A 17782-nucleotide genomic window follows, 5' to 3' on the forward strand; every position below is an offset into this window, starting at 1 on the left:
GCTCGCGCCCTCAATACGGCACAAAAATCGCTATCAGCAAAAACACCAAAACAACGGCGCCGATGATGGCAAAACGCTTGTTGGCGAATCGCCCAGCGCCGGTGTTGGGATTGGTGGGCTTGGTAGGTTTGGGGTCTGGTGGGTTCATACCTGAGAATCTATCCATCGGCCTGGCGCAAGCGCGTCAGACAAAGTACAGAAAGCATGACAGCGCCTGATTGGCGGCGTTGTCGGTAGCAGGGGCCACACCCGCCCCCGGTAGAGGAAAACAGAATGCGTGGTTCGATGACTTTGGCAACACTGCTGTTGGGGATGGCCCAGGCCTGCGCCGCTGCGGGCACTGCGGGCGCTACGGCAGCCACGCCCCAGGCCACGCGCAGCGAACGCCCTGCTGCCAACGCCACAGTCCACGACAGAGACAGCGATGCAGAGCAGGACCAGGACAGCGACAGAAAACCGCGCCGCCCGCAAGCCGCTGAACCCGCCAGCGCCCCCAGCACACCGCTCGCGCCCCAGCCCATCTTTATCATCAGCTGCAACGCCAGCGGCTGTAATGACAACCAGGGCCGCTTCCTCACCCGCTCCGGCCCACAGCGCCTGGTGGGGCCCGATGGGATTAGTTGCCAGCTGATGGGCGGCAACTGGCAGTGCAGCCCCGGCAGCCAGCCTTAAAGGCATGGCGCCGGCCGCCAACACTGCCGCAATTCGCGGTTGCCGCGCCGGCCGCACCAAGTCATGTCGTAGCTTGGTTCGGCCTGCGGCTGAATACCTTTTCAGGCTTAGCCAGCTTCCATTCCACACCGCCGATTTGCTGCGACGCATTAGCGCCATGTGCCGATGCCAGATATGGGCCAGGTCCACCAGCCTGGCCTTTTTGCGTTGGAGAAAAACACGGGGGAACGGCACCCAATCGGCACGCTGCCATTCGCGTGCATGCCATTTCTACAACGGCATTTCCGCTCTGCATTCCAGGCACTAAACCCGGGCGGTCAATCGCCTGCGGCTCACCCATTCAAGCCTTGTAAATAACCTTCCAATCCCTGTGTGGATCATCCCAGCAGCGGGAATGTTGGCAGCCTTTAGACCCCTTTCACCCACCCTGCTTGCCCGCCCAGACCTTGGGTATACGGGCGCAGACCCCCTTTAGCTGCGCCAAAGTCACAACAGTAAATACCCACAAACATCCAATTGATTGATAGAAACTATCAAAATACCAACTGCCATTTCAACAACAGAACTTGCAAATAAATTACACCCGTTATTGATTAACGATTATTGTTTATTGGCAATCTGACTAACCAAAATTCCCACATGTCCGTCCACCGCAGTTTCTGCAGGGACATATCTGTCGCAATCTTTGAATCAGTTACCGGAGAAAACACATGCTAGCCATGACTCGCCGCGCTTTGCGCCACTACACCACCCTTGGTTTACTTGCCTGTGCGGCGTCTTGGGGGCCTATGGCTTCTGCGCAAAGCCAGCCGCCTGTGGTGGTGGTCAATAGCCTCCCGATGTTCGAACCAAGCTCCTATTCTTTTGAATCACCCGAACAGCGCGGACCTGCTTTTCAAACGGGCCCTATCCAGACCCTCATCCGCGAAGTCGTTTTTGGCTTTGACGTGGGCTTACCTGTCACTGCGACACTAAGCCTCTATCAAGTTGACAACACTACTAACTTTCCTACCGGTGCAGCATTGGCGTCCACCACCATCAACTTGGTGGGAAATGGCGACGCGAGCGTGGTGCATACATACAACGTTGCCCAATTGGGGGCCATTGCTACTACCATTCTTCAGCCTGCGCAAAAGTACGCATTGATCCTGTCCAATGCAAGCGACTACGCTCGACTGACCGACGGCGACGTAACTTCGGACCAAAACTATGCCTTGACTTACAGCGAGGGCTTTAGCATGGTGGGCAGTGGTCATATCGACACCCTTGATGACGGAGCGACATGGCTGGTCGAGCCACAAATCCCAGCTGTCCAAATCAGCGTATCGCCCGTTGACGTCGTCCCCCCCAGCGTCAGCCTCACCTGCACCCCCACCGAGCTGCTAGCCGTTGCCGGCCAAGTCTCCACCTGCACGGTGACGGTCAGCGCCCCATCCACCACTGATACCCCCATCAACCTGAACTTGCCTGCCACCAACCCGGGTTACACCACCACCTGCACGTCGCCCCTGGTGATTCCAGCCAATGCCACCCAAGCCTCTTGCACGATCACGGCAGTGGCCAATACGACGCCCAACGCTCCCGATGTGATTGCAGATGTTTCAGTGGCGCCGCCCACCACGCCGGATGCCTACACGGTTGAAGGCGATGCGGCACAAGTGACCATCCGAAGCGACGACGTCGTCGTGCCTCCCGCAGCCCCCACCCCCGTCCCCACCTTGGGCGCCGTTGGCCTGGTCTCTCTGGTCTCCGTGATGGGCTTTATCGGCCTGCGCCACTCGCGCAAATCGGTCTAATCCGTTCTGCCGGCCTGAGGCTTTAGCGCCCTCAGGTGTGGCATGTCCCCGGGGCTCGTCCATGGCGAGGCCCCGGGTTCTTTTTTTGGGGTTGCCAATGGCGGGCAGCCCGTGTTTATCGCCTTGCTCGCCAGCGGCCAATGCAGCAGGTACCCAGGCCTGCACCTGCTGCGACCGCACCGGCCATCCCATCCCACCTGCCCAGCGGCATGCCTGGGCAGCGCTGTTGTGGCCCGGCAACCGCCAGGACCATCTACTCTACCGGTCACCCCGCTGTCGCCCGCTGTTACTGGCACTTGCATCTGGGCTGAGCCGGCGCTTTGCCATCCGGCCGCGCCAGCGATAGCGCGCTGCCTTGGCGCAGCGACCTGTGCCTGTTAGCCAGCATCCCGCTGCCACTGGCAACCAGGGGCCATGCAGAGGCCCCAGCGCCCCAGCCCATCGGCGCTGCACATGGCCCGATACCCAGCTTTCCGCGCCCCCGCGCAGCCAAGCAAAGACCCAAAGCATCAGCCCATTTTTTGGGGCTATATCCAAAGCCATCTGCGACACGCGATAAAAGCAATTACCTATTGAAAATTGAGTTTTTATAAAAAATAACAATTGATCGTGATAGCCTATGCGCCGTGTGATTTTTGCATACACGTTTTGTGCACAGAGTATGTTGAGCGAGCCCAAAGTGCAGTGAATGACTGCCAGGTCAAACAGCGGTCTGTCGAGAGAAAACCAGCGTTTAAGCGCACTGGCTGGAGCTTTCCGCACGGGGGTATGCCGAACCACAAACACTTATAAGACCTATTCTCAATCCAAGGAGACCTGCACCCTTTTCATAGCCAAAAACATAACAACAAACTAAAGTTGATACACGTTTGTTATCAATCAAAACTAGGGAATTGCCCTAATCTATGCGCTGTTCTGTTTTACAGGAGGACGCGGAGAACAGAGAGCTCTGCGTTTTTTAACCCAACCAGGAAACATGATGAAAGACCAATTTCTTCTTGACGGAAGTCAAGCCCGCTCCATGTCCGCCCCTGCGCCTGCAGACAGCGCAAGCCAGGGCTTGCTGGCGCTGATGGGCCAGATGGCCCAGTCGCCATCCTCGTTCAGGGCCTAAGGCCGGCCCCCTCTACCCCTCCCTCCAGAAGAACCGCGTATCCGACACATAGAAGGCAAAAGCCTCCATTTAGATAGCTTCTTACAACGTAAAAAATAGAGATCAATATGAAAAAACCATTCTTCCCTCTGAGCCAATGCGCCTTGCTGGTTCCCTGCCTTATGGCAGGTATGGCCCATGCGCAGTCCATTGAATTGACGGGTGACACTACAGCGACCGGCCATCGAGGCGCAAGCTACACCACCGACAGCATGACGGTCGGCAATACCGCTGCAGGAGCGCTGGACGTATCGTCGGGGGCTGTACTGATCAACACCGGCCCAGCAACGCTGGGTGCAGCGACGAGTGGCTCGGGAACAGCGACTCTTTCTGGCAGTTCCCAATGGACCTCCGCTGAGCTCAATGTTGGCAATGCCGGCACCGGGGTACTCAATATCAACAGCGGCGGCCTGTTGGTCTCTGCCGATGCCTACATCGGCAGAGAAGCAGGTAGCAATGGCACGGTGACCGTTGATGGCCCGGGATCCAACTGGAGCTCGCCAGTCAACCAGTAACACAACTTCAGGATTGGCCATCTTGAAGGAGCAGGCACCCTGAAAGTACTCAACGGCGGTATCGCGTTTGCGGATGGAGAGATCTACACTGCAGGCTCTCTGAACTCGTCAGCACTCGTAGAAATCGACGGCGTTGGCTCTACTTTGGGCGGCCACAGGGGTTGCAATTTCGGCATGGGAAGCGCATCTACCGTACGCGTCACCAACGGAGGACTGCTCAACTGCCGACAGCACACTGACCTTGCCTATGGAAGCGTGTCCTTGAGCGGCGCAGGCTCTCACCTGGAGGCCGGCCAGTTTCTCTCGATCGGTAAGGAGCTCGGTGATAGCGATGCCACACTGAACATCGGTGAAGGCAGCTCGGTGGCTGTCAGCCAGGAGCTTCGCCTGCCATCTGTTTTTGGCAACACCGCCTCCACGGGCAGGGGCACTATCAACATCAATGGTGCCGCCACACCGGGTTTCTTGCATGCCTTGAACATCGTATTTGGTGAGAACGGCCTGGGCGTTCTTAACTTCAACCACACCGATAACTCTGGCAACTATGCGTTCTATGCGCCGATCACAGGACCAGGCACGGTCAATGTCACGGATTCTGGCATTACCACCCTCACCCGCGATTACACCTACCACGGCAAAACCAACGTCAATGCTGGCGTGCTACGCGCAGGCTCTACTAACAGCCTGAGCCCTACCTCTGACTTTGCCGTTGCCAGTGGCGGAACGTTGGATACCAACACCTACAGCCCCACCGTGAAGAGCCTCAGCAATGCGGGCACGGTGACCATGTTGGCTGGCGGCACGGGAAGTGTTTTGACGGTAACTGGCAACTACGTCGGCAATGGCGGCGTTATCGCCATGAACACCATCGTGGGGGCAGACAACTCTGCCACCGAAAAACTGGTCGTCAACGGCGCTACCAACGGTACGACCATCTTGAACATCACCAATCTGGGCGGCGCCGGCGCACCCACCACCGGCAACGGCATTTTGGTGGTGGAAGTCGCTGGTGCATCGAATGGCGTCTTCAGCCTGCCCGCACCGGGTCATCTGGAAGTGGGCGGATTCCGCTATGAGTTGGTCAAGATCGGCAACAACTGGTACCTGTCGAACAACGAGCGGACAGAGGCCTCGCCGGTGGAAGCCAGCGTGGCCTGCACGCCATCCCAACTGGGCGGCTCGGCAGGCCTGGTCGCCACCTGCACGGTGTCGCTGAGTGTTCCCCTGGGTGTGGACATGCCGATCAACCTGAATCTGCCAGCCAACAGCCCGCGTTACAGCAGCACCTGCGCATCGCCGCTGGTGATCGCCGCCAATGCCACCCAGGCCTCTTGCACGATCACCGCTGTGGCGGCCACCAATGAAAGCGATGTGATGGCTGAACTCTCCATCGCCCCGCCGAGCGTGGCCGATGCCTATGCGGTGGGCGGCGTCCCCGCGCAAGTGCAGATCCTTGGCAATGGCAACTCCCGCCCCGGTGCAGGCGCCCATGCCGTGCCAACGATGGGCACCGTTGGCCTGGTGGCGATGGCATCGCTGATGGGCCTGATCGGCTTGCGCCGCAGCCGCAAGCACAACGGCCGCCAAGGCTAAATGCTTCAAACCCAGCCCTTGCTACCTGCTTGCTTGACCAGCCGCATCCAGCCATGCCGTACACACGTACTGCGCTGCGCTTGATGCCTGGCCGGCAGCGCCCAACAGCAACCGCCCAGCGGCGGTTTGCCTGGCGGTGCTAGTGGCGCTTATCCAGAGCCCCTCGCCCATGGTCTGAACGCGGATCCTTTGAGACCGCGCCCAGACCATGGGCGAATTTCTTTTTTTTTGGGGGGAGACCTACCCCACAACGCCTCCACACAAGAGAGGCGCGTTTGCTGTAAAGAGGGTTTACCCCCTCCAATTGATAGCTTTTTACAACGTTTTTACGGAGACATTTGATGAAGAAAACTATTCATTCACTTAGCCAAGGCGCCTTGCTGCTGGCCTGCCTTCTGGCGGGCACGGCCGGCGCGCAGACCATCACCTTGAGCGGCGACAGCAGCCCCAGCGGCAGCCTGGGCGCCAGCTATGACGGCACGGAAATAACGGTCGGCAATACCGGGGCGGGACGCATGGAAGTGCTGTCTGGGGCCAGGTTGAACAACAGTCGCCAAACCTTGATTGGCCAGGCGGCGGGCAGCGCGGGCACGGCGCTGCTGTCTGGCGGCTCTCGCTGGACGGCCATTGATGTGACGGTGGGGCGCTTTGGCAGCGGGGAGTTGACGGTCAATGCAGGCGCCAGTCTGGAGTCGGCACAGGGCTATATCGGACGCCTGGCCGGCAGCAGCGGCACGGTCACGGTGGAAGGGCCCGGCTCCTCCTGGTCCATCCCCATCACCAGGGATGTGGATTTCTGGATTGGCAATGCAGGGGCGGGCACGCTGCGGGTGCTGGATGGCGCAACGGTATCGACCACCAGCGACATCTACACCTCCAATGATGTGGGCGGTACGGCATTGATCGAGGTGGAGGGAGCCAACTCCAGTCTGTCGGCACTACAGCGCTGTTATTTGGGCGCCATTGACCTGACCACCATCAACATCCGCAATGGCGGCATGGTGCAGTGCGGCATCGATAGCTATTTGCGCATGGGCCATATTTCGCTCAGCGGTGCGGGTTCCCGATGGGTATCGACTTCCAGCTTCGACATCGGACGCAGCAGCGATCGCAGCCGTGCGGTGTTGACCATTGGCGATGGCAGCGCCGTGCAGGTGGCAGAGCAGTTGCTGCTGCCCAACGTCCGCAATGCCTCCTTGACGGACACGGGCACTCTCAACATCGAAGGTGCCACGACGCCGGGCGCATTGACCGCCAACCAGATCCGGTTTGGCATCAACGGAAGGGGCGTGATCAACTTCCAGCACAGCGACGCCTCTGGCAACTACCTGTTTGCCACACCGGTGTCGGGCCCGGGCACAGTCCATGTCAGCAACGGCGGCACCACCAGCCTGACGGGCAACAACCAGTACACGGGGCTCACGACGATTGATGCGGGCGTGTTGCGCGCAGGTAGCGCTACTGGTTTGAGCAGTGCGTCCGACTATGTGGTGGGCGCTGGCGGCACGCTGGATAGCGATAGCTACAGCCCCACGGTGCGCAGCCTGTCCAATGCGGGCACAGTGACTATGCTGGCTGCAGGCGCCACTGGCGTGCTCACCGTGGCCAATAACTATGTGGGCAACGGCGGCAGCATCGCGATAAACACGGTCTTGGGGGCAGATGACGCTGCCACCGAGAGGTTGGTCGTCAACGGCGATACCAGTGGCACCACGGTGCTGAATATCAGCAACCTGGGCGGCACCGGGGCGCAAACCACGGGCGATGGAATTTTGCTGGTGCAAGTGGCGGGTGCGTCGAACGGCAGTTTCCGCTTGCCTGCGCCGGGTACCGTGCGGGCTGGCGATTTTGTATATGCACTGGCCCAGGTGGGCAACAACTGGTATTTGCAATCGCAGGAACGGGCCGAGGCCTCGGGCCCCTCTGCCAGCGTGGCATGTACGCCTGCCGAGCTGGCTGACTCCGACAACCAGGTCGCCACTTGCACGGTGCGCCTGAGCGATGCCCCAGCGACGGCGCTGAGCATCAACCTGGTCCTGCCAACTGCCCACCCGCGCTACACGACGACTTGTACATCGCCGATCATCATCGCGGCCAACACGACCGAGGCCTCCTGCACGATCACTGCGGTGCCCAATACAACGCCCAACGATGGCGATGTGACGGTGGCGCTGTCTATCGCCCCACCCACGGTGCCCGATGCTTACGTCGTAGATGGCGGCCCGGCACTGGTGCTGATCATGGACGATGACATCCCCCGCCCCGCCATCGGCCCCCAAGCCGTGCCCACCCTGGGTAGCGTGGCTCTGATGTCATTGGCATCGCTGATGGGCCTGATGGGCTGGCGCCGCAGCCGCAAGCACAGCGGCCGCCAGGCTTAAACAGGGGACGCGTTGTACACCACCCCGCCATAGCAACCGCCGCCCGGCAATTGCTGACCGGCCGGCCGCCACTCCGTATTGGGGTGGCGGCCGGCTTGTTTATGGCGTGCCGCTGAGCGCAGCACAGCACCCCGCAAGGCGGAACATCCCCATGCGCAAACGTTTGCGAGTCGCCAAAGAGCGCCATTTTTGAGCAGGGGGCGGCACTATACGCCCTGAAACTTACAAAATACTTACATTATTTATAGCTATTACCAGAGGATAGTAATAATTTTAATTTATGATCGTGCTTCCTCTGGAGGGAGGAAAAGTGCTTCTTCGGGAGACGACCCTTGGGCCCGCCTCGTGCGGGCCTTTTTTTTGCCCCCTGGTTGCGCAAACAACAAGCAACATTCGTACATCTACAGCGATTTCTGGCAGTTTTCTCCAGGCACACCCTCTGCCTGATGGAAATTAATCTAACGTGGCCATGCCGCCTCATTCCGCCATCTGTATTGCCCACGTGCAGCGGTACGCGACCTAGGGACCCTCTGCAAAACTCCCTGCCGTGGTCTGAACGCGGGCTCGGGCGATCCGCTGCGTTGTCCTCGTTGTCAATAGCTACGGCTCGACTGCAAAAGGCGACTTGCGTCTCATCCCGATCCGCGCCCATCCCATTGGGCGAGGGTTTTGCAGAGGATCCCTAGCTTGGCAGCGGAGGACACGATGCAGCCGCGCCTTGAACCCTCCCACAGGCTCGACACCTGCGCCGATGATCGTTATCGCCCGTGCAGCGGCGAGTAGCGGTGCACCCGCATCCTGGGAACCTCTGCGCAACGCCTGCCATGGTCTGAACGCGGACTCGGGCGGTTCGCTGCGCAGTCCTCCTTGTCAATAGCTATAGCTACTGATTGCAAATAACGCCTTGCCGCTTATCCCGATCCGCGTCCATTCCGCTCGGCGACCGAGTATGCCGAAAGTCCTCAGCTTCATCCAAGATCGAACGCAATATCGGATTCATTCAGCTTATGCAGCAATTCCCTATTGAGCCGAAGCCCTGTTTTGCATGGCCGCAGCGGCACAAATGCCCTGCTCAGGAATGTCAGCAAATATGAGCAATGCAACAAACATCAATAAATACCCATCAACAAAAATACTCCATAGTGTCTCCACACTTTTTTCAAATCACTGCCTGATATTGACCTATGGCTTATCAGGAGGAACACCCAACCTACATCTGCCACATTATTCAAACCCACCCGCTTCGGTGACATCATTCGCATGGGCTTAGGCAACAAGCTGATTGCGCTGCAAGGAACCGAAACTGTCTCAATATATTTATCCATGCAACCTTTAGATGATAAAGCTGCAAAAACTTTGGAATATTCATATGATTGACAAGACAAATACCCGTACCCCCCTTAATCGCAGAACCGTCCTACAGGGGGCCGTAGCCGGCTCAGCCGTCCTTGCCACCACAGGGCTTGTGCACGCAAATGGTCAACCGCTTATTGGAGACGAACCTGCATCCGGGGATCTGGCAAAAACCCTCTATGATGCGCTGCGCGAGAGCATTATAGGTGGCATACGGCAAGTTCCAGCTATCGGCGGATTGCTCTCCTTTTTGGGATCCAGGATTATCCCGGACTCGAACGAAACGCCGGAGCAAATGTGGCGGCGACTGATTTCGGCAAGTATTTCGGATGCGTTGACACGATTGGTTCAGCGCGACCTGATTGGTCTCTCCAATGTGGTCAACCTCTATAAAACTGCTATTGAAACCGGCAACAAATCTACCATTCTGGCGCAAAGCATTGCTGCCAATACGCAGTTCAATAGCACAGTACCGGGGTTCCAAATCAAAGGCGAGGAAACGGGTCTGCTACCACTTTTTGCAGTCGCTGCCTCGCTCCACCTGGCCTTGATGAGAGACATGGTGCTCAAGGGGTCAGAAATTGGCCTCAGCGAAGCACATGTTGCACGTTATGCAAAGGAAACCACGGAGCTGATTAAACAGTATTCTGCACATGTGGATACTTTTGCTCCACTCGCCATAGAAAATGCGCGCCGGAATAACCCAAATGGTCAAAATGGTGCACCAAGGAACATGCCGCTGACTGCGATGCTCAACGCTAAAACTGATTATCAGCTCAGAGTTCTAGATTTGCGAGACACCTGGAATAACCTTGATCCGACACTGTTCCCAGGCCCCTCGACCATCATGCTTAATCGCGAGATATTTACATCCATCATCGGCTGGTGGGGTAGAGGCCATGGTTATCCGGGCACCATTCCGGCATGGAAGCCGCCAAGCTCCCCGCTGACCAACCTGGAGGTATGGGATAAAAGCCAATGGAGAACCCGTTTTATCTTTGGCTTCGAAATGACCTACCTGGATGGCACCACCATCAGCGCTGGCGCCAGAAACAGCACGCCGCATGAGGTTCTTGTAGGCAGCTATATCGACAGGGTGACGGCGGAAAGTTCAGCCGGCATCTATCAAATGCGCTTTCACAACAGCAATGGGCATTGGACGAAAGTGGGGATAGATCGGGATGGCGTTACGCATATTAGAGAATTTGACACGTCCTTCGCTGGGCATCGCCTGTCATCGATTCATCCAGTGGGAGGGGGAGTCGGTGCAGCGAACGGCGCCGTCAGTGGCTGTGTACTTGGATTTCAGTTAATCCATCCTGGAGCCTATGTCCTGCCTGAGATAGAGCTGAGGAGCATCGCTGCCAAGATGGCACCGCAGCTGAGGGATTGGATCGCGAAATAAGGCGATTCCACCGCCATCATTCAGCGCTGATACATAGAACCCGCTGAAGGATTCTCTGCACGAACATCGCCCCAGCGGATGGATGCGGAGCTCCTGAGCCTGCGTTCAGACCACGGTAAGAAAGTTGGTAGCGGGTCATTGATGCACATGCCGCTGCCCAACCATGCGAATGCCGAGACCACAGCAGTGTGCTCGGCATTCGCACACCCAAGTTCATCCCGCCCAGGTGGCACTGCAAAAGCTCGACCATGCATTGAACGCGGGCCCGGCACCTCCGCCTAGCAAAACCACTTTTAGCCAGCCAGACGCTGCACAGGTGAGCATTCGCTCCGTGGTGGCCCAGCATGCCGCCCGCTTGGCCGCACTTGGACCGCCTGGAAGTAGGAGTATGACTACATATTTGTTAACAGAGGTACACGTACAATTTGCGGTTGGTTCCGGCCCCTGTCGCCGCCCAGTACTCCCTCCCCCACTCCATGCCCCAATCCCGTTCGTCGCAGCAGCGCAGCCTGTTCCCTTTGCCGCTGCCCATGCTGCTGGGGTTTGCCGCCGCAGCCATTGCTGCGCTGGTGATCGCCATCGTCAATGTCTACTCGGCCGATGTGCGGGCCCGCGCGGTGACCAGCATTGACCGTATGACGGCGGCCATGCGCCAACTCAATGAATTCTCGGTATCGCTGAAAGATGCGGAAACTGGCCAGCGCGGCTTTTTGCTGACGGGCGACCCGGCCTATCTGCAACCCTACCGCCGCGCCCAAGATGCGCTGGAAGGCCAACTGCGCGGCCTGGCTGCCAGCAACAACAATGCGCCTTTGCGCCAGGAGCGGGTGCAGGCGATAGACGCCTTGGCCCACCAAAAGCTGGCCGAGCTGGAGGCCACGATCGAACTGAAGCAGGCCGGCCGAGGTGACGAGGCGCTGGCGCTGGTGCGCACCGACAAGGGCAAGCTGGTGATGGATGAGCTGAACAGCGAGGTCGCCAACCTGTACCTGCTGCAAAACAATGAGCTGGACCAGCGCCGCCGCGCCTGGGAGCAGGCGGCGATCACCTCGACCTATATCTCTTGGGGCGGCTCGCTGGTGATGCTGGTGCTGGTGCTGGTATCAGCGGCGCTGTCGATGCGCGAGTTCCGTGCCAAGGCGCGCCAGGCCTGGGTGTCTGACGGCCTGGGCGGTTTGAACCAAGCCTTGCAGGGTGACCACCGCCTGGAAGAAGTAGGCGCACGGGCCCTCGATTACCTGGCCAGCTACCTGGGTGCCCGCGTGGGCGCCGGCTATGCCCGCCATGGCATGGATGACCGCTACCAGCTGTTTGGCGGCTATGCGCTGCCCAAGGATGCGCTGCAAGCACACTTGCTGGCGGGTGAAGGCCTGGCCGGCCAGGTGCTGCGCAACGGCAAGCTGCTGAAGGTGGGCGGCCTGAACCAGAGCCATTTGAAGATCACCTCGAGCACTGGCGAATCGCAGCCGCTGGAGCTGGTGCTGGCCCCGGCGGTGGAGAACGGCAAGGTGCATGCCTTGATCGAGTTGGGCTTTGCCCGCCCAGTGACCCAGCCCGAGCTGGACCTGCTGGAGGCTGCATCGTCCACCCTGGCGATTGCAGTGCGCTCGGCCATCGACCGCTCACGCCTGGAGAACCTGCTGGAAGAAACCCGCCAGCAGTCCGAAGAGCTGCTGGTGCAGCAAGAAGAGATGCGTGCCAGCAATGAAGAGCTAGAGCAGCAAAGCCAGGTGTTGCAGCGCTCGCAGGCGCAGATGGAGCAACAGCAGTCGGAGCTGGAGCAGACCAATGCCTACCTGGAAGAGCAGACGCAAAAGCTGGAACACCAGCGCGAGCAATTGCTGCGCGCCAAGGATGCGCTGACCGACAAGGCCCGCGAGCTGGAAGTGGCCAGCCAGTACAAGAGCGAGTTCCTGGCCAATATGAGCCATGAGCTGCGCACGCCGCTGAACTCGACCCTGATCCTGGCCAAGCTGCTGGGCGACAACAAGCTGGGCAATCTGACGGGCGAGCAGGTGAAGTATGCGCAGACGATTTATGCCGCCGGCAATGATTTGCTGGCGCTGATCAACGACATTCTGGACCTGGCCAAGATTGAAGCCGGCCAGGCCAATGTGGTGCTGGAGCCGATCAACCTGAGCACCTCCATGCAGTCGCTGATTGAGCCGCTGCGCCCGATGGCCCAGCAAAAGGGCCTGGCGCTGACCTGCCATATCGCCCCCGGTGTGCCCGCCTACACGCAGACCGATGGGCTGCGCCTGGGCCAGATCTTGAAGAACCTGCTGTCGAACGCAATCAAGTTCACCGAGCGGGGCAGCGTGAACCTGCAGCTGACCCAAAGCCAGCCAGGAACCTTGACCTTTGCCGTGCATGACACGGGCATCGGCATTCCTGAGCACCAGCAGCAGCTGATTTTTGAGGCCTTCCAGCAGGCCGATGGCAGCACCCACCGCAAATACGGTGGCACGGGCCTGGGCCTGTCGATTGCACGCGATCTGGCGCATTTGCTGGGCGGCCAGGTGAGCGTGCAGAGCACCCCCGGCCAGGGCAGCGTGTTCAGCTTTCATATGCCGCTGGTGCAGGCCGGTACGCCGACCGCCGAGGTGCCGATGGTGCCCAAGGCAGCCGATGCGTTGCGCGCACTGCAGGCGGCACCGATACCCGCCCCCATCAGAACCATGGCCCCGGCCACTGCACCGCGCAGCATGGCCACCTATGCGATGGCCGATACCAGCGGGGTAGCTACCGCTACCGCTACTGCCACGGCAGCGCCTGCCACCGCTGTGGCGGCCGCCGCCGATGCACTGGCGCTGCCCACCATCATCCAGGGCCGCCATTTGCTGGTGGTCGAGGACGACCCGCGTTTTGCCGACATCCTGCAGGAGCTGGCACGCGAGATGGGCTTTAGCTGCCAGGTGGCACGCAATGCGGCCGATGGCTTGTCGGCAGCGGTGCAGTTTTTGCCCAATGCGATTGTGCTGGACATCAACCTGCCCGATTTCTCGGGCCTGGGCGTGTTGGACCAGCTCAAGCGCAACCCGGCCACGCGCCATATTCCGGTGCACATCGTGTCGGTGGCCGATTACTCGCAAGAGGCGCTGGTGCGCGGCGCGCTGGGCTATGCCCTGAAGCCGGTGCAGCGCGAAGAGCTGGCCCAGGCCTTGAAGCGGCTGGAGGCCAAGTTCACCCAGAACATGCACCGCGTGCTGCTGGTGGAAGACGACGAGCGCCAGCGCGACAGCGTACACAGCCTGCTGGGCAACAGCGAGGTGGATGTGGTCTGCGCGGGCACGGCCGGCCAGGCGCTGGAGTATCTGGCCCAGGGCACCTATGACTGCATGATCATGGACCTGAACCTGCCGGACATGAGCGGGTTTGCGCTGCTCGAACGCATGTCGGAGCAGGACGGCGTGTCCTTCCCGCCGGTGATCGTCTACACCGGCCGGGCCCTGTCGCGCGACGAAGAGACGCAGCTGCGCCGCTTCTCGCACTCGATCATCATCAAGGATGCGCGCTCGCCCGAGCGCCTGCTCGACGAGGTCACCCTCTTCCTGCACCAGGTGGAATCGCGCCTGTCACCCGAGCACCAGCAGATGCTGGCCCAGGCCCGCAGCCGTGAGGCCGCGCTGGAAGGCCGCAAGGTGCTGGTGGTGGAGGACGATGTGCGCAATGTGTTTGCGCTGACCAGCATCCTGGAGCCCACCGGTATCGCGGTCGAGATTGCGCGCAATGGCCGCGAAGCACTGGAGGTGCTGGACCGCGAGGACAACGGTGTGGACCTGGTCCTGATGGACATCATGATGCCGGAGATGGATGGTTATACGGCCATGCGCGAGATTCGCGGCCGCCAGGCTTTGAAACGCCTGCCCATCATCGCGCTGACCGCCAAGGCCATGAAAGACGACCAGGAGAAATGCCTGGCCGCTGGTGCCAACGATTACATCGCCAAGCCGCTGGACGTAGAAAAACTGCTGTCCCTGGTGCGCGTCTGGATGCCCAAGTAAACGCGCCATGCCATTACGCAAGAAGGCCGAGATTGCCGAGATTGAGCAGCGCCTGCTGCTCGACGGTATTTATTACCGCTACCACTATGATTTCCGCGGTTATGCGCAGGGCTCGATCAAACGCGGGCTGGAGGCGGCGCTCTCCTCGTTCGGCTGCCAAACCCTGTCGCAATTGCAGGACCGGATCATGCATGACCCGACGGCGTTCACCGCGCTGCTGGGTTATCTGACGGTGCAGGTCAGCGATATGTTTCGCGACCCGGCGTATTTTGCGGCGCTGCGCCGCGAGGTGGTGCCGCTGCTGCGCACCTACCCCTCACTCAAGATCTGGGTGGCCGGCTGCAGCACCGGTGAAGAGGTCTACTCGCTGGCCATCCTGCTGCAAGAGGAAGGCCTGCTGGAGCGCAGCCTGATCTATGCAACCGACATCAACTCCCAGGCACTGCGCGTGGCCGAGCAAGGCATTTTTGGCATCGAGCGGGCGGAGTCGTTCTCAGAGAACTACCTCAAAGCCGGCGGCAAGCATTCGCTGGCCGATTATTACACCGCACATTATGGTCACGTGGTACTGGACAAAGAGCTGCGCAAGAATGTAGTATTTGCCGACCACAGCCTGGCCACTGACAGTGTATTTGCCGAGATGCATTTGATCTCTTGCCGCAATGTGCTGATCTATTTTGATTCCGACTTGCAGAACCGGGCCTTTGATCTGTTCAAGCAGTCTTTATGCCACCGGGGTTTTCTGGGTTTGGGCATGAAGGAATCGCTGCGATTTTCGAACCAGGCCCAGGCATTTGAAGATGTGGCCCAGGTAGAAAAAATTTACCAGAAGAAATCGAATATTGAATAGATTCGATAATATCCGCCTCCAGCGGCGATGCATTGGCATGGCCCGGATACTTAGCTTTTGACTTGTAGCTCCATGAATACCATTGACGGCATCAAATGCCTGATCGTTGACGACATTCCGCAGAACCTGGTGGCGCTGGAAGCGCTGCTCCAGCGCGATGGCGTGCAGTTCCTCAAGGCCCACTCGGCGCGCGAGGCGCTGGAGCTGCTGCTGCTGCACAACGACATCGCGCTGGCGCTGCTGGATGTGCAGATGCCGGAGATGAACGGTTTTGACCTGGCCGCACTGATCCGGGGCAGCGAGCGCACCCGCAACATTCCGCTGATCTTCATGACGGCGGGCACGCATGAGCAGAACTGGCAGTTCCAGGGCTATGAGAGCGGCGCGGTCGACTTTCTGTACAAGCCGATTGACCCGGACATGCTCAGCGCCAAGGTCAACATCTTTTTTGAGTTGCACCGCCGCAAGCAGGATCTGGCCCAGCAGCTGCAGGAGCGCACCGAGGCGCTGCGGGTGAACGAGATGTTCATGGCCGTGCTGAGCCATGACCTGCGCAACCCGCTGCAGTCGATCAAGATGGCCGCGACCTTGCTCAAGCGCCAGACGGACGCGAGCAAGAACGAAGAGCTGGCCGAGCGCCTGCTGGGCAATAGCCAGCGCATGGCCCGCATGGTGGAGGATTTGCTCGATGTGACCCGCATCCGTCAGGCCGGAGGCCTGCGCCTGAGCGTGGTCGATATGGACCTGCGCAGCTTGAGCGATGCCGCCGTGGATGACGCCCGCCAGTGCGCCAGCGATCGGGAGTTGGACTACCAGGTGCTGGGCGACACCCAGGGCCGCTGGGATGGCGAGCGTCTGGCCCAGGTGGTCAGCAACATCATGGGCAATGCCTTGAAGCATGGCGCGAAGGACGCGCCGATCCGCGTGACCCTGGACGGCAGCCAGCCCGGTGAGCTGCTGCTGACGATCCAGAACGGCGGCACCATCCCGCCCAGCTTGCTCGCCGATCTGTTCAAGCCTTTCAGAGGGGGAGAGCGCCAGCCGGGCCAGAGCGAAGGGCTGGGCCTGGGGCTCTACATTGCCCAGCAGATTGCCCGGGCGCATGGTGGCAGCATCCAGGCGCAATCGGCAGAAGGCCAGACCCGCTTTGACATTCGCCTGCCGCGCCAGCCGCTGGCGCACCACCGGCAGGCAGTGCTTTAAGCTCCCGGCGGAGAGCCGCTACCTCGCCGAGCACACCAACGAAGGCCTATGGGAGGGGCGCTTACTGCAGCGATGCGTTGGCGCGCTGGGCCTCGATCTGGCTCAGCAGCGCTTCCAGCTCTTCAATCTCAAAGGGCTTGAGCAAGGTGCGCACATTAGGACCCCACTGCGCGGGGTAGTGGCCCAGGTCGTAGCCCGAGCACAGGACGATCCAACGCTGTGGCGACTGCTTGAGCAGGGCTTGGGCCAGGTCAGTGCCCGATTGGCCAGGCAGGCTGACGTCGCTGACGACCAGATCAAAGGGGGCCTGCGCATCGAGCAGCAAGGCGTCTTCGGCGCTGGCACAACTGGTGATGCTGCGGCCCGGCCCTTCCATGAGGCAGCCGATGGTCTCACGCAGCTCATCGTTGTCTTCTATATAGACTATTCTCATTGCAAACCTAATAATCAAAGAATATTGCAATAAAGCTATCGCAATCCAGGATTTGCATCAGAGAATTTATCCCTGTAGGACATTTTCTTTTTTATGCCGATGGAATATACCACAGCGGCCCATCCGCGAAATTTTCGTGTTAGGCAGCGGTGTCAGAAATAAAGGGTTTTAGACGCTGTAGGCGCATTCTGACAACGGGCGTTTGCGCGCACCCACAAGGCATTTGCAAACGATTGTTTAAACTACCTATCAGCCATTGGGGCATATGGGAAAAGGTATTTCACCCACCATTGAGGCAGGTCAATACCTTGAGCCAAATCAAGAATTAAATAATATGGTTTTTGATATCCGCGCCATTCAATAATAAATTTGACGATATACACGCAGGTTGGAGAATTAATACTTCCCTGCTGCGCATGCGGGC

The 17782-nt window shown here is 59.5% G+C and carries 12 protein-coding genes; 10 read left to right on the forward strand and 2 right to left on the reverse strand.

From position 1 onward, the window contains the following. Nucleotides 1-10: 10 nt before the first annotated feature. On the reverse strand, nucleotides 11-148 hold the full coding sequence (locus tag HS961_RS16865) for a hypothetical protein (RefSeq protein WP_182323968.1): 138 nt from the start codon (nucleotides 146-148) through the stop codon (nucleotides 11-13). 137 nt (nucleotides 149-285) lie between these two features. Between HS961_RS16865 and HS961_RS16870 the strand changes: the two genes are divergently transcribed. The 10 genes from HS961_RS16870 to HS961_RS16910 all read left to right on the forward strand — a co-directional run bounded on the left by HS961_RS16870 (nucleotide 286) and on the right by HS961_RS16910 (nucleotide 16925). Then, the gene (locus tag HS961_RS16870) at nucleotides 286-672 is read left to right on the forward strand and encodes a hypothetical protein (protein ID WP_182323970.1); all 387 of its coding nucleotides are present in this window, start codon (nucleotides 286-288) and stop codon (nucleotides 670-672) included. 1022 nt (nucleotides 673-1694) lie between these two features. Next, on the forward strand, nucleotides 1695-2468 hold the full coding sequence (locus tag HS961_RS16875) for a hypothetical protein (protein WP_182323972.1): 774 nt from the start codon (nucleotides 1695-1697) through the stop codon (nucleotides 2466-2468). Between the two features lie 979 nt (nucleotides 2469-3447). Next, nucleotides 3448-3582, forward strand: coding sequence for a hypothetical protein (locus HS961_RS23730; protein ID WP_272956274.1), 135 nt, complete (start codon nucleotides 3448-3450; stop codon nucleotides 3580-3582). Nucleotides 3583-3689: 107 nt separating this feature from the next. Next, nucleotides 3690-4136 (forward strand): hypothetical protein, encoded by a 447-nt coding sequence (locus HS961_RS16880; protein WP_182328304.1) that lies wholly within the window; start codon nucleotides 3690-3692, stop codon nucleotides 4134-4136. Nucleotides 4137-4397: 261 nt separating this feature from the next. Continuing rightward, nucleotides 4398-5729 carry an autotransporter outer membrane beta-barrel domain-containing protein gene (locus tag HS961_RS16885; protein WP_182323974.1) on the forward strand — a complete coding sequence of 444 codons (1332 nt, stop codon included), beginning with the start codon at nucleotides 4398-4400 and terminating at the stop codon, nucleotides 5727-5729. Nucleotides 5730-6070: 341 nt separating this feature from the next. Then, nucleotides 6071-8110: an IPTL-CTERM sorting domain-containing protein gene (locus tag HS961_RS16890; protein ID WP_182323976.1), complete on the forward strand. Its 2040-nt coding sequence runs from the start codon at nucleotides 6071-6073 to the stop codon at nucleotides 8108-8110. Between the two features lie 1336 nt (nucleotides 8111-9446). Beyond that, entirely contained in the window at nucleotides 9447-10868 is a 1422-nt protein-coding gene (locus HS961_RS16895; RefSeq protein ID WP_182323978.1) for an insecticidal delta-endotoxin Cry8Ea1 family protein, read from the forward strand. 476 nt (nucleotides 10869-11344) lie between these two features. Next, on the forward strand, nucleotides 11345-14872 hold the full coding sequence (locus HS961_RS16900; protein ID WP_182323980.1) for a response regulator: 3528 nt from the start codon (nucleotides 11345-11347) through the stop codon (nucleotides 14870-14872). 7 nt (nucleotides 14873-14879) lie between these two features. Then, on the forward strand, nucleotides 14880-15722 hold the full coding sequence (locus HS961_RS16905; RefSeq protein ID WP_182323982.1) for a CheR family methyltransferase: 843 nt from the start codon (nucleotides 14880-14882) through the stop codon (nucleotides 15720-15722). Nucleotides 15723-15794: 72 nt separating this feature from the next. Continuing rightward, a complete protein-coding gene (locus tag HS961_RS16910; protein WP_182323984.1) occupies nucleotides 15795-16925 on the forward strand; it encodes a hybrid sensor histidine kinase/response regulator in 1131 nt (376 codons plus the stop codon). Between the two features lie 61 nt (nucleotides 16926-16986). On the opposite strand, the gene HS961_RS16915 is transcribed toward HS961_RS16910, so the two are convergent. Continuing rightward, nucleotides 16987-17358: a response regulator gene (locus HS961_RS16915; protein WP_182323986.1), complete on the reverse strand. Its 372-nt coding sequence runs from the start codon at nucleotides 17356-17358 to the stop codon at nucleotides 16987-16989. Nucleotides 17359-17782: the final 424 nt, after the last annotated feature.

Origin of the sequence: Comamonas piscis (assembly GCF_014109725.1) — a bacterium.
Lineage (GTDB): Bacteria > Pseudomonadota > Gammaproteobacteria > Burkholderiales > Burkholderiaceae_C > Comamonas > Comamonas piscis.